This is a genomic window from Xanthomonas sp. SHU 166 (assembly GCF_000364685.1).
Taxonomy (GTDB): domain Bacteria; phylum Pseudomonadota; class Gammaproteobacteria; order Xanthomonadales; family Xanthomonadaceae; genus Xanthomonas_A; species Xanthomonas_A sontii.
In genome coordinates this window covers 1-13,160 of sequence record NZ_AQOJ01000921.1, presented here as the reverse complement: position 1 = coordinate 13,160, position 13,160 = coordinate 1, and the positions used below count along the sequence as shown (strand labels likewise).

The window sequence follows — 13,160 nt, the reverse complement described above, 5'->3', positions numbered from 1 at the left end:
GCCCAGCGGCTCGGTCACGTAGCCGCCGCCACTGGGCCCTTCGCCGGCCGCCCCGACCAGCAGATCCACCCGCCGGTCCAGCAACGCCTCCCAAGTGCCGGACAATGATTCCTGCACCACCCGCAACCGGGTGCGATCGGCGACCGCGTAGAACGCCGCCATGTCCTGCGCCAGGCATTCCGGCGCGAACACCGCATCCAGGCCCAGCGCGAACTCGGTCTCCCAGCCGGAGGCCACGCGGCGCACGCGCAGTTCCAGGTCGCCAGCGGCGCGCAGCAGGTGACGGCCTTCGCGCAGCAGTTCGGCCCCCGCGGCGGTCGGCACCGCTTTGGGCCCGATCCGCTCGAACAGTTGCACGCCCAGGTCCTCCTCCAGCTTGGCGACGGTGTAGGAGATGGTCGACGGCACCTTGTGCAGCGCCTTGCCGGCGGCCGAGAACGAGCCGCGACGGTCGATGGCGTCGAGGATCTGCAGGGCATCGAGGCTGAACTTGAGCATTCGAATTTTTCGATGATGGATGCCGAATCTATCCGTTTTTCAAACCCGGCGACAGCGCCGATACTTGTTTCCAAGCCGAAGCGCACGCGAAATCAACCCGCCCGGCGCTTTCGATCCACTTGCACATCAACGCCACCAAGGAGCCTCCCATGCTGCAGATCCGCCCCGCCAATACCCGTGGCCGCGCCGAACACGGCTGGCTGTCCTCGCGCCATACCTTCTCCTTCGGCCATTATCACGACCCGCGCCACATGGGCTTCGGGCCGCTGCGGGTGATCAACGAGGATCGCGTGCAGCCGGGCCAGGGCTTCGGCACCCACGCCCATCGCGACATGGAGATCCTGTCCTATGTGGTCGAAGGCGCGCTGGAGCACAAGGACAGCATGGGCAACGGCTCGGTGCTGCGCTACGGCGACGTGCAGCGCATGAGCGCCGGCTCCGGGGTCACCCACAGCGAGTTCAACCACTCCGCCAGCGAGCCGGTGCACTTCCTGCAGATCTGGGTGATGCCCGAGCGCGCCGGGATCGATCCCGGCTACGAGGAGAAGCACTTCGCCCCGGACAGCAAGCGCGGCCAGCTGCGGCTGATCGCCGCCCCGCAGGGCGAGGATGGTGCGGTGCGCATCCATCAGGACGCGCGCATCTACGCCTCCATCCTCGACGGTGATGCGCGCCTGGACTACCCGCTGGCGGCCGGGCGCGGCGCCTATGTGCAGGTGGTGCGCGGCACGCTGAGCGTCAACGGCCAGATCCTGCAGGCCGGCGACGCGGTCCAGGCGATCGACGAGGCCAGCCTGCAGTTCGCCGATGCCCAGGACAGCGAGTTCCTGCTGTTCGACCTGCCGCGCTGAGCGCTGCAGGCCAGTCGCGCCCGGGACCATCGGACCCGGGCCGCGACGGTCGCGATCGCGGCCCGCGCGGCGGCGCCACAGCGTCGTTGCGTCGGCCGCCCGCTCGCTTTCCACTGCGCCCTCACGCCACCCTCGGCATCCCGTAACGCGTCCTGCACGGTGTCCACGGCAATGCTTCCGCTCTCCCTCCCCTACTGCCGGCGTGCCGGCCGAGAGCCCGATGCGCCATCCGACCAGTGCCGCCTATGCCACCCCTTCGCGCATCCGCGAGGGGCGTCCCTTTCCGCGCGGCGCCGTCTTCGACGGCCAGGGCACCAACTTCGCGCTGTTTTCGGCGCACGCCACCCGCGTGGAGCTGTGCCTGTTCGACGAAGACGGGACCGAGACCCGACTGGACCTGCCCGAATACACCAACGAAATCTGGCACGGCTACCTGCCCGACGTGAAGCCTGGCCAGCGCTACGGCTATCGCGTGCACGGCCCCTACGCGCCCAGCGAAGGCCACCGCTTCAACCCCAACAAGCTGCTGCTCGATCCCTATGCGCGCGAGCTCGAGGGCGACCTGATCTGGGCCGACGAGCTGTACGGCTACACCGTCGGCCATGCAGACGGCGACCTGAGCTTCGACGAGCGCGACAGCGCGCCGTTCATGCCCAAGTGCGTGGTGGTCGAGGACACCTACGACTGGGAGGACGACCAGCGCCTGCTCACCCCGTGGAGCCAGACCCTGGTCTACGAGACCCACGTGCGCGGCTACACCATGCGCCACCCGCAGGTGCCGGACGAACTGCGCGGCACCTGCGCCGGCCTGGCCCAGGAACCGGTGCTGCGCTACATCAAGGAACTGGGTGTCAGCGCAGTGGAACTGCTGCCGGTGCACGCCTACCTCGACGACCAGCATCTGCTCGACAAGGATCTGCGCAACTACTGGGGCTACAACACGCTCGGCTTCTTCGCGATCAAGTCGCGCTACCTGGCCAGCGGCCATCGCGACGAATTCCGCGACATGGTCAAGGCCATGCATCGCCAGGGCCTGGAGGTGATCCTCGACGTCGTCTACAACCACACCGCCGAAGGCAGCGAGCTGGGCCCGACCCTGTCCTTCCGCGGCATCGACAACGCCAGCTACTACCGCCTGGCCGAGGACAAGCGCTACTACATCAACGACACCGGCACCGGCAACACGCTCAACCTGAGCAACTCGCGGGTGATCCAGTTCGTCAACGACTCGCTGCGCTACTGGGCCGGCGAGATGCACGTGGACGGCTTCCGTTTCGATCTGGCCACCATCCTCGGCCGCGAACCCACCGGCTTCGACCAGCGCGGCGGTTTCCTCGACGCCTGCAACCAGGATCCGCTGCTGTCGCAGGTCAAGCTGATCGCCGAGCCATGGGACTGCGGCCCGGGCGGCTACCAGGTCGGCCACTTCCCGCCCGGCTGGTCGGAATGGAACGACAAGTTCCGCGACAACGCCCGCGCGTTCTGGAAGGGCGAAGGCAAGCTGGCCGAATTCGCCACGCGCTTCACCGGCTCGGCCGACCTGTTTGATCGCCGCGGGCGCCGACCGTGGGCCTCGGTGAACTTCATCACCGCACACGACGGCTTCACCCTGCACGACCTGGTCAGCTACAACGAAAAGCACAACGCGGCCAACGGCGAGGACAACCGCGACGGCTCGGACCACGACAGCTCCTGCAACTACGGCGCCGAAGGCGAGACCGACGACGCCGGTATCTTGCAACTGCGCGAGCGGCAGATGAAGAATCTGCTGGCCACGCTGCTACTCGCGCAGGGCACGCCGATGCTGCTCGCCGGCGACGAACGCGCGCAAACCCAGGGCGGCAACAACAACACCTATTGCCAGGACAATGAGATCACCTGGATCGACTGGGAGCGCGACCCCACCGAGGGCCGCCTGACCGAATTCGTCAAGGCGGTCAGTGCGCTGCGCCGACGCTATCGCATCCTGACTCGCGGCCGCTTCCTCAACGGCCAGTACAACGAAGATGCGGGCGTGCGCGACCTGACTTGGCTCAACCCCGGCGGCACCGAGATGGACGATGCGCACTGGACCGATGCCGGCGCACGCTCGGTCGGCCTGCTACTGGAAGGCAAGGCGCAAACGTCCGGCGTCAGGGAGCTGGCCAACGACGACACCTTGCTGATCGTCATCAACGCCTACCACGAGGGCGTGAGCTTCGTGCTGCCGTCCTCGGAAGAGGAATTGCATTGGAAGCTGGTGCTGTCCACCGACGACGCGCTGCAGGTCGACAGCATGCCGGCCGGTGCCAGCGAGTTCCTGGCGCCGCCGCGCAGCGTCAGCGTATTCGAGTGCCAGACGGCGGGCGCATAGTCTCCACTCGCCACTTCGGATTGCGCGCGGACTGACGCGTCCGCGCCTGCATTACGTCACCAGCGCTTGCCGCTGGCGACGCGCGATGCTGGCATCTGCACGCTCCCTACGACGCGCCGCATTGCATTGGTCTACATGGCCTTTGGCACAGTGCTCGATGGCGCATGCTCGCTAGGCTAAATGCCCGCTTCCTTCCAGGCCAGGCATGCAGCACTCCGCGCAAGGCGACATCCACGCCACGTCCAACACCTCCTTCATGCGTCACCCGCTGCTGCGCATCGCGCTCAGCGCCGCGATCCTTGCGCTGGCGTTCTATGCGTGGCCCCCGTTTCCGTGGCGCATGCCAGTGGTCGGCCTGCTCGGTCTCTCCTTGGTATGGATCGAAACGCGCTCATCCCTCGCGTGCGGCGTGGCGCGCCCTCGCCTGGTGTCCGTGATCGGCTGGACCGCGTTGCTCGTGTTATTGACCGTCGGCTTCATCACACCGGTGCTGCAACCGCTGATCGACATCATCACCGGACACAAGACCGACTACAGCGCCTACGGCGCGCTCAAGGGCAACGTCCAGGCGACGACCCATCTGATCGGCGCGGCGTGGCTGAGCGCGGCGCTCGGCGAAGAACTGGTGTTCCGCGCCTTCCTCATGCACCAGCTCGATGCGCTGCTGGGCCGTCTGCGCGGCGGCCGCTGGATCGCCGCACTGGCCGGTGGCGTGGTGTTCGGCCTGATGCACGCCGCGCAAGGCACCTCCGGCATCCTGCTGACCGGCGTGGTCGGCACGATGTTCGGATATGCCTATCTGCGCTCCAGACGCAACCTGTGGGCGATGATCCTCGCGCATGGCCTGATCGACACCTGGGGCGTGACCACCCTGTATCTGGGCTGGTACTGAGCGCGCAGCGCAGTCGAGGGTCGCCACTCGGCACACCTATGCGGACCATGCCGTCGCCGCCAGCAGGCAGACGAAGGACATGTCGCGGCGCGCGTGTTCCCGCAGTAGAAGCACCAAGCGCGCCCAGCCCGAACGGGGCGCGCGATCGCCGCTACAGGCTTCGGCATACAACCCGTCCGCTACCTAAATGATGGAGAGCACGCCCGCTCAATTTTCACTTACACGCCACCGGCCCGCGCGCAGTTTGGCGATGCCCACTTGAGGGCATCCCTACTGCGGAGTCAACGATGGACAAGAATCGCACCGAAGGCGCCAAGAACCAGATCAAGGGCACCATCAAGGAAGTCGCCGGCAAGGTCACCGGCAACAAGCTGAAGGAAGTCGAAGGCAAGATGCAGAAGAACGCCGGCAAGGTACAGAGTGAAGTGGGCAAGGCGCGCGACCACGCGCGCGGCTGAGTTCCAAGTTCTCGTGCTCCCCTGCCGCCAATGGCAGGGGAGTTGTTGCGAGCGACCTGCACCTCGCCGACTAGGTGTCGATTCGCCTGATGCATTGGATCTACAGACTGCACACAGGCCTCCGCAATGACCGACGGGCGGACTGGAGTAGCGAGACGCGGCGCAGTGTTCAACAAGCTGCCACGACCCCAGTCCGCGGCAGCAAGGCGATCGAACACGGCACGTCCCGGAGCGGCTTGTCGACGGCGCTGTTAGGCGCATCCCAAACGACCCGATGCGCTGCGCACTGTGGACTCGGATCGACCCGCAAACAGTCCACCACACGCCTGATCAGATCGACGCGAAGCCGTTGCGAAGGCAACACCCTGACGTCGTTTGGCACATGCCAGGCCGGAAGCGATGGCGCCGCTCCATGCATCCCACCATACTGACGCTCACATTGCGCCTGCATCGCGACAAACTCGCCATGCGCAATGCACTGTGTGATCTGACAACCCGCGGATGTGTACAGCCTCCCGACCACGAACACACCCGTGATACTTCCGCTCCAATCAAAGCATCGATACACATGATTACTTCCTCCAGAAAAGCAGCGCTCTTGCTTTTCCTGCTGCTTCCTGCGGCCCAGGCGGATATGGCTGCTGCGGCAGCAACTCAAACAGCACCTGTCGAAGTAACCGAAAGCGACTTTGCCGTAGTCATCAACAACCACTCCTTCGACCTGGGTGAACGCTGGAGCGAACAAGCCAGGATGCAGGCAGGCACCCAGATCAGCGAGAGTTTTGTGGGAGACGTGCCCGCCGGGGAGACCATCTACAAGTACTACCAGCATCGCTATGCCGGGTTTGACATCTATACGGCAAACCTCTCCTGGCAAAAAGAGCGACGCGACATCGATAGCTACGTCATTGCGCAGATCACGATCAACGCACCCGCGATCAGAACGGCCAGAGGTGTCGCGATCGGCGACACGCAGAATCTGTTGATCAGCACCTATGGCCAAGGCACCACGGATGACAGCGATGGCCAGCACTGGCGCTCCTATGAGACCAAGAACAAGCGCCTCTCGTTTCAGCTTGAACACGGAAGAATCATCCACATCATGATGACCCTCGACACGGACAGCTGAAATCAGCGCTGTGCCATGCGCCAGCAACGCCATTTCGGGCGTCAGGCGGCCGCTCCCGGTGCTCGCCCGGAACAGAAACATGGCGAAACACGCTTCTTGCCGGAGACCACTGGTTCAGTTTGTCTTTCTTGTTCGCAGATCAAGACTCGGCGGCGCGCCGCTGCGGCGCCGAGACTGTCAGGGCCGCCTTTCTACGCCTTGCGAGCACGATGCAGAAAGTATCCCGCTCCAAGCAAAGCAATCAGTCCGATCATGGCACCAATCTGGCCATTCTTGCGCCGCGCATGGAGCGCCTGCTCAGGCGTGACGACCACGTCATCGCCCAAGCGCATTCCCCAGATGGATCGCTTGCTGTCCGCATCGTCGAAGGTGACGTGAACCGGCGATCCCACCTTGAGACGACCCCACACCGCATCGATGCCAGGCAGCACACTGGAGTACTCGAATGCATCGCCTCCGGTCGCAAGGGTGAAGTTGACGCTTTGAAGCCGTCCCTTTCGCTGCGTTGCGTCGACCTTTTCGACCGTCCCATCGGCTTCAGCCAAATGTGTCGGCACTGCCGCAGGCCTGCTGAAAAACGTGACAACGCTGGCGATCGTGACGCCAAGGCAAAGCAACGCGATGACGATGAAGCGGATCTTGTGTGACTGCATCTCGATACCAGAGCAAGAAGGAAACGTCGCGATCCAGCGACGACGCACATTTTTTCGCGACAGCGCATGGGAATCAATCGATGTATCGCCCATCCCCTGCAACTCAATGACACCGTAGGCGTCCTGCCTCCTGGCTCAAGCACTTCGATCCCAATGAGGCGACGCGTCAACCTTTGCTGAGCGAAGCCTGCAACCGCGACACGCGACGGGCGGAAGATGAGTAGCCCCAATGCGTCGCTGGAAAGCGACATGAAGCAGCACTGCAGCACACACTTGCCACTGTCATCGCGCGTGTCCAGATGAACTCGGAAAGCAAACGCAGTAGCGCGACCTGACTTGCGACATCGTCAACAAGGGCACACCGCGGAGAGACGGCCGATCGATACCGGCAGGATGGCTGCCGCGCTGCCTGAAACAGGATTTGGCTCTACGCGATTGATGACATTGCGTGGCAGCGATGGCCCTCGCCTTCATCCTCCACGGCCCACGGCGGGTGCCCACGGGAAGCTTGAACGCAGCAACAGGCTCCAAGCTTCGTCATGCAACACGTCAAGGCCGCTACGCTCGTCACCGGCTCCTTGAGCACAGACATGAGCGATACCGTCTGCTCGAACTCCTGCAAGGCGCGTCAGCGCTCACGTGCAACCATGCCGACGCGCAGTGGCGCGCATGACGTCGCTGCAGCAGCACGGCGCATGCACGTCACTTCGGTTCTGCACTGAAGACCTTAGGCGCGAACTGTGTCTACAGGTCAGCAGGAACGCGCAAACGAACGTAGTAGCGGCCGGTCTCGCCGCACGTCAGGTAGTGCGCGACTCGCATGGAAGTGTCCAAGCGAGTGTCCAAGATGGCGAAAAAGAAAAACGCCCACAAATCGTTGATTTGCGGGCGTTTCCTTGACACTGGCGGAGTGAGAGGGATTCGAACCCTCGATAGAGCTTTTGACCCTATACTCCCTTAGCAGGGGAGCCCCTTCAGCCACTCGGGCATCACTCCGGATTTCTGCGCTGCGGATATTCCGCGACCGGGCGCGAAGAATACCGGGTTGTGGGGTCTCAGGTAAACCCTTTCGACGCATCAATCGGCAGATTGGTCGCCGTGACCGCCGCCGTGGGAGTTCGGCTCGTCGCCGCGCTGGATGCGCTGGTAGATCTCTTCGCGATGCACCGCAACGTCCTTCGGCGCGGTGATGCCGATACGCACTTGATTGCCCTTGACCCCAAGCACCGTCACGGTGACCGAATCGCCGATCATCAAGGTTTCGCCTACCCGGCGAGTCAGGATCAACATTTTTAGAATTCTCCAGGGAACCGGTGGGTCTCACCGGCACGGCGCCCGCGCTGCGGCACGCCCCATAATGAAAGTGAAAAGAGGAGTGATGTTACGGGAAGCCGCGCCCTGCCAGCAAGGCGCGGCGTTCGGATGTTCAGGGGAGATGTTGCTTGACCCAGGCGGGGACGCCGGCGAGTGCAGGGGCAAGGGCGGGCCCGTCCTCGCCACCACCCTGGGCGAGGTCCGGGCGGCCGCCGCCCTTGCCCGAGATCTGACCGGCGATATGGCTCAACAGTTCCCCGGCCTTGACCCGTCCCATTGGGCTGCCGTTCACGCCGGCGACCAGGGCGACCTTGCCCTCGCTGGCGCCGGCCAGGACGATCACGCTATCGCCCAGCTGCTGCTTCAGACGGTCCATCGCCTCGCGCAGGGCCTTGGCATCGAAGCCTTCCAGTCGCACGGCGAGGACCTTCACACCGGCCACGTCGATCGCCGAGCCGGCCAGGTCGGCGGTGGCGCCGGACGCCAGCTTGGCCTTCAGCGCCTCCAGCTCCCGCTCCAGGCGCTTGTAGCGGTCGCCGAGCTGACGGATCTTGTCGACCACGTCATGGCTGTTGCCGCCGACCAGGTCGGCCGCCTCGCGCAGCCGGGCCTCCTCGGCCGCCACGTAGTCCAGCGCGCCCTGCCCGGTCACCGCCTCAATGCGGCGGACGCCGGCAGAGACGCCGCCTTCGCTGGTGATCTTGAACAGGCCGATGTCGCCGGTCCGGCCGACGTGCGTGCCACCGCACAGTTCGGTGGAGTAGTCGCCCATCTTCAGCACGCGCACGCGCTCGCCATACTTTTCGCCGAACAGCGCCATCGCGCCGAAGTCCAGCGCTTCCTGCATGCCCATCTGGTGCACTTCGGCGGCGTTGTTGGCGCGGACCTGCTGGTTGACCTTGCGCTCGATCAGCGCCAGTTCCTCGGCCCCGATCGGCTGGAAGTGCGAGAAGTCGAAGCGCAGCCGATCCGGCGCCACCAGCGAACCCTTCTGCTGGACGTGGGTGCCCAGCACCTCGCGCAGGGCCGCATGCAGCAGGTGCGTCGCCGAGTGATTGAGGATGGTGGCGCCGCGGCGCTCGGCATCGACCTCACCGGCGAGCACGTCGCCGAGCTTCAGGCTGCCTTCTTCCAGGGTGCCGACGTGGCCATGGAACTGGCCGGCGAACTTCTGCGTGTCGGTGACTGTCACCCGGGTGCCGGCGGCAGTCAGTGTGCCGAGATCGCCGACCTGGCCGCCGGATTCGGCATAGAACGGCGTCTTGTCGGTCAGCACGATCACCGCATCGCCGGCCTGGGCCGACTGCACCGGACGACCGTCCTTGAGCAGGGCGACCACGCGCAGGCCGTCGGCCTGCAGGCTGTCGTACCCCAGGAACACGGTCGGGGCCAGCGTCGCCACCAGATCCGCCGGCAGCTGCACGCCGCCGCCGAACTTGCCGGCTTCGCGCGCGCGCCGGCGCTGCTCGTCCATCGCCGTCTCGAAGCCCTGCTCGTCCACGCGCAGATCGCGCTCGCGGGCGATGTCCTGGGTCAGGTCCAGCGGGAAGCCGTAGGTGTCGTACAGGCGGAAGGCGTCCTCGCCGGCGATCATCCCACCCTGCGCCTTGGCGGCGACGTCCTCGAAGATCTTCATGCCGGCATCGAGGGTTTCGGCGAAGCGCTCTTCCTCGGCCTGCAGGGCGCGCAGCACGGTGTCCTGGGCGGCGGTCAGTTCCGGATAGGCCTCGCCCATCAGTTCCACCAGGGTCGGCACCAGCTTGCTGAAGAACGGCTGGCGCACGCCGAGCATCCAGCCATGGCGCAGGGCGCGGCGAATGATCCGGCGCAGCACGTAGCCGCGGCCTTCGTTGGACGGCAGCACGCCGTCGACGATCAGGAACGCGCAGGCACGGATGTGGTCGGCGATCACGCGCAGCGACTTGTTCTCCAGGTCGGCGGTACCGGTCAGCTCGGAGGCCTTGCGGATCAGCGTCTGGAACAGGTCGATCTCGTAGTTGGTGTGCACGTGCTGCAGGATCGCGGCCAAGCGCTCCAGGCCCATGCCGGTGTCCACGCAGGGGGCCGGCAGCGGCACCAGGGTGCCGTCGGGCTGACGATCGAACTGCATGAACACCAGGTTCCAGATCTCGATGAAACGATCGCCATCCTCGTCGGGCGACCCCGGCGGACCGCCGGCGATGTGCGCGCCGTGGTCGTAGAAGATCTCGGTGCATGGGCCGCAGGGACCGGTGTCGGCCATCTGCCAGAAGTTGTCCGACGCGTAGGGCGCGCCCTTGTTGTCGCCGATGCGCACGATGCGCTCGGCGGGCACGCCGATCATGTCGCGCCACAGGCCGTAAGCCTCGTCGTCGGTATGGTAGACGGTGACCAGCAGGCGCTCGGCCGGCAGCTTCCAGACCTGGGTCAGCAGCTCCCAGGCCCAGGCGATGGCGTCCTTCTTGAAGTAGTCGCCGAACGACCAGTTGCCGAGCATCTCGAAGAAGGTGTGATGGCGGGCGGTGTAGCCGACCGAATCTAGGTCGTTGTGCTTGCCGCCGGCGCGCAGGCAGCGCTGCACGTCCGCCGCGCGCACGTAGCTGCGCTTCTCGGCGCCCAGGAACACGTCCTTGAACTGCACCATGCCGGAATTGGTGAACAGCAGCGTCGGATCGTTGCCGGGCACCAGCGGTGCGGACGGCACGATGGTATGGCCCTTGCCCTTGAAGAAGTCGAGGAAGTCGCTGCGGATCTGGGAGGTGGAGAATTTGGCGGGTGCGTTCATGGGCTGGCTATAGACGAGCGGACGAGCGTCCTGGCGCTCCCTCGTAGATGAGGGCGCCACGGAAACCGGACAAGACAACTCGCCAAGGGTAGCAGGCCCGGCCCGCTCAGTCCTCCGCAGCGTCGCGCACCGCGGCGCGGATGCTGTCCCCATCGAAACCGCGCCGCGCCAGCAGATCGGCGGCCTTGCGCTGCTGCGGCAGGTCCATCGCCCCGGCAGTACCGAAGCGGCGCCGGACCAGATCGCGCGCGTTTTCGGTCCAGTCGCCCTCGAAGGCACCCATCGCGGTGGCGATGGCCTCACTGTCCAGGCCGTGGGTCCCAAGCTCGGCACGGATATGCAGCGGGCCATACCCTGCCCCGGCGCGGCTGCGCACCAGCAGTTCGGCAAAGCGCCCGTCGTCCTGCCAGCCCTCGCCGCTCAGGCGTTCCACTGCCTCCGCGGCGGCGTCGGCTTCCACGCCACGCGCACGCAGCTTGCGGGTCAGCTCCTTGCGCGAATGCTCGCGCCGCACCAGCAGACCCAGCGCCTTCTGCAGCGGCGTCTGTTCCGGTTGCCGGCGACGCCGACGTGGTGCTTCTTGTGCCTGTTCGTCGCTCATGGGCGATGCCACCCCATTCAAAATGCGCCGTCCCTGGCGCGCGCCCTCCTGGCTTGCTCAAGACTGCCGAGGGAGACGAGCGGCACTGACTCCACCGCTCCCCCGGCAGAAAACCATTACGCGTCGTCGTCTTCCGCCTCGGCCTCGCTCGGGGCGATTTCCGTGGGCTGGAACTTCTCGCGCAGCTCGCTTTCCAGCTTGGCCGCGACCTGCGGGTTGTCGCGCAGGTAACCGCGGGCGTTGTCCTTGCCCTGGCCGATGCGCTCGCTGCCGTAGCTGTACCAGGCGCCGGCCTTCTCGACCAGCTTGGCTTCCACGCCCATGTCGATCAGTTCGCCCTCGCGGCTGATGCCCTCGCCGTAGAGGATTTCGGTGACGACCTGCTTGAACGGCGGCGCCAGCTTGTTCTTGACGACCTTGATCTTGGTCTGGTTGCCGATGATCTCGTCGCCCTTCTTGATCGCGCCGATGCGGCGGATGTCCAGGCGCACCGAGGCATAGAACTTCAGCGCGTTGCCGCCGGTGGTGGTTTCCGGGCTCTGGCCCGGCATCATCACGCCGATCTTCATGCGCAACTGGTTGATGAACACCACCAAGGTGTTGGAGCGTTTGATGTTGCCGGTGAGCTTGCGCAGCGCCTGGCTCATCAGACGCGCCTGCAGGCCCGGCAACTGGTCGCCCATCTCGCCTTCGATTTCGGCCTTGGGGGTCAGCGCGGCGACCGAGTCGACCACCACGATGTCCACCGAGCCCGAGCGCACCAGCATGTCGGCGATTTCCAGCGCCTGCTCGCCGGTGTCCGGCTGCGACAGCAGCAGCTCGTCGACGTTGACGCCCAGCTTGGCGGCGTAGATCGGGTCCAGCGCGTGCTCGGCGTCGATGAACGCGGCGGTGCCGCCGTTCTTCTGGCACTGCGCGATGGCCTGCAGGGTCAGGGTGGTCTTGCCCGAGGATTCCGGACCGTAGATCTCGACCACGCGGCCCTTCGGCAGGCCGCCGATGCCCAGCGCGATGTCCAGCATCAGCGAGCCGGTCGGGATCACTTCCACCGCTTCGATGACGCGATCGCCCATCCGCATCACCGAGCCCTTGCCGAACTGCTTCTCGATCTGGCTCAGGGCGGCGGCGAGCGCGCGCTTCTTGTTCTCGTCCATTGTGGTGTCCTTGGAAGGTGAGGAGGATTTGCGGAGTGAGGTCAATGTAAGGGCCTGGTATCGCACGGACTGAGACAGTGCGTGGCGAGATGAAAATAATTCGTCCGAACCGGGCGACGGCAGCGGCGAATGGCGATATCCGGGGTCGGAAAAGTCCGGCCGGCGCTGTAGTGCATGCCCTGCTCCACGCGCGGCATCAGCGGTTGGGGCGCAGCAGGCCGCAGTACAGGCCTTCGATGGCGAACTCCTGGTCCGGCAGCACCTCGATCGGTGCGTAGTCCGGGTTGCGCGGGAGCAGGCGGATGCGGTCCTTGCCGATCTTCAGCAGCTTGACCGTGATCTCCTCGTCGATGCGCGCCACCACGATCTGCCCGGAACGTGCATCGCGGGTGCGGTGCACGCCGATCAGGTCGCCGTCGAAGATGCCTTCGTCGCGCATGGAATCGCCCTGCACCTTCAGCAGGTAGTCCGGGGCCGGCGAGAAGAACACCCG

General features: G+C 65.4%; 12 protein-coding genes and 1 tRNA gene. 5 read left to right on the top strand and 8 right to left on the bottom strand.

All coding sequences use genetic code 11. The features are described from left to right. On the bottom strand, positions 1 to 498 hold a 498-nt coding region (locus tag D180_RS20700; RefSeq protein ID WP_017914268.1), incomplete at its 3' end, for a LysR family transcriptional regulator. A 149-nt stretch (positions 499 to 647) separates the two neighbouring features. On the opposite strand from D180_RS20700, the gene D180_RS20695 reads away from it, so the two are divergent. The 5 genes from D180_RS20695 to D180_RS20680 all read left to right on the top strand — a co-directional run bounded on the left by D180_RS20695 (position 648) and on the right by D180_RS20680 (position 6,181). Continuing rightward, on the top strand, positions 648 to 1,349 hold the full coding sequence (locus tag D180_RS20695) for a pirin family protein (protein ID WP_043091473.1): 702 nt from the start codon (positions 648 to 650) through the stop codon (positions 1,347 to 1,349). A 220-nt stretch (positions 1,350 to 1,569) separates the two neighbouring features. Next, entirely contained in the window at positions 1,570 to 3,702 is a 2,133-nt protein-coding gene (glgX, locus tag D180_RS20690; protein ID WP_043091472.1) for a glycogen debranching protein GlgX, read from the top strand. Between the two features lie 340 nt (positions 3,703 to 4,042). Next, the gene (locus tag D180_RS20685; RefSeq protein WP_198526590.1) at positions 4,043 to 4,594 is read left to right on the top strand and encodes a CPBP family intramembrane glutamic endopeptidase; all 552 of its coding nucleotides are present in this window, start codon (positions 4,043 to 4,045) and stop codon (positions 4,592 to 4,594) included. Between the two features lie 287 nt (positions 4,595 to 4,881). Further along, positions 4,882 to 5,052: a CsbD family protein gene (locus tag D180_RS23180; protein ID WP_017914264.1), complete on the top strand. Its 171-nt coding sequence runs from the start codon at positions 4,882 to 4,884 to the stop codon at positions 5,050 to 5,052. A 568-nt stretch (positions 5,053 to 5,620) separates the two neighbouring features. After that, positions 5,621 to 6,181, top strand: a complete 561-nt coding sequence (locus tag D180_RS20680) for a hypothetical protein (RefSeq protein ID WP_043091471.1) — start codon at positions 5,621 to 5,623, stop codon at positions 6,179 to 6,181. Between the two features lie 191 nt (positions 6,182 to 6,372). Here D180_RS20680 and D180_RS20675 read toward each other — a convergent pair whose 3' ends face one another. From D180_RS20675 to D180_RS20645, 7 genes are all read right to left on the bottom strand, one after another. Beyond that, positions 6,373 to 6,927, bottom strand: a complete 555-nt coding sequence (locus D180_RS20675; protein ID WP_232760609.1) for a DUF3592 domain-containing protein — start codon at positions 6,925 to 6,927, stop codon at positions 6,373 to 6,375. An 810-nt stretch (positions 6,928 to 7,737) separates the two neighbouring features. Further along, positions 7,738 to 7,830, bottom strand: a tRNA-Ser gene (locus D180_RS20670). Between the two features lie 81 nt (positions 7,831 to 7,911). Continuing rightward, positions 7,912 to 8,124 (bottom strand): carbon storage regulator CsrA, encoded by a 213-nt coding sequence (gene csrA, locus D180_RS20665; RefSeq protein WP_010341308.1) that lies wholly within the window; start codon positions 8,122 to 8,124, stop codon positions 7,912 to 7,914. A gap of 136 nt (positions 8,125 to 8,260) precedes the next feature. Further along, positions 8,261 to 10,912, bottom strand: a complete 2,652-nt coding sequence (gene alaS, locus D180_RS20660; protein ID WP_017914260.1) for an alanine--tRNA ligase — start codon at positions 10,910 to 10,912, stop codon at positions 8,261 to 8,263. 106 nt (positions 10,913 to 11,018) lie between these two features. Beyond that, entirely contained in the window at positions 11,019 to 11,513 is a 495-nt protein-coding gene (gene recX / locus D180_RS20655) for a recombination regulator RecX (RefSeq protein WP_017914259.1), read from the bottom strand. A 116-nt stretch (positions 11,514 to 11,629) separates the two neighbouring features. Continuing rightward, on the bottom strand, positions 11,630 to 12,667 hold the full coding sequence (recA, locus tag D180_RS20650) for a recombinase RecA (protein ID WP_017910627.1): 1,038 nt from the start codon (positions 12,665 to 12,667) through the stop codon (positions 11,630 to 11,632). A gap of 196 nt (positions 12,668 to 12,863) precedes the next feature. Beyond that, a partial coding sequence (locus D180_RS20645; protein WP_017914258.1) for a S24 family peptidase occupies positions 12,864 to 13,160 on the bottom strand: 297 nt, incomplete at its 5' end.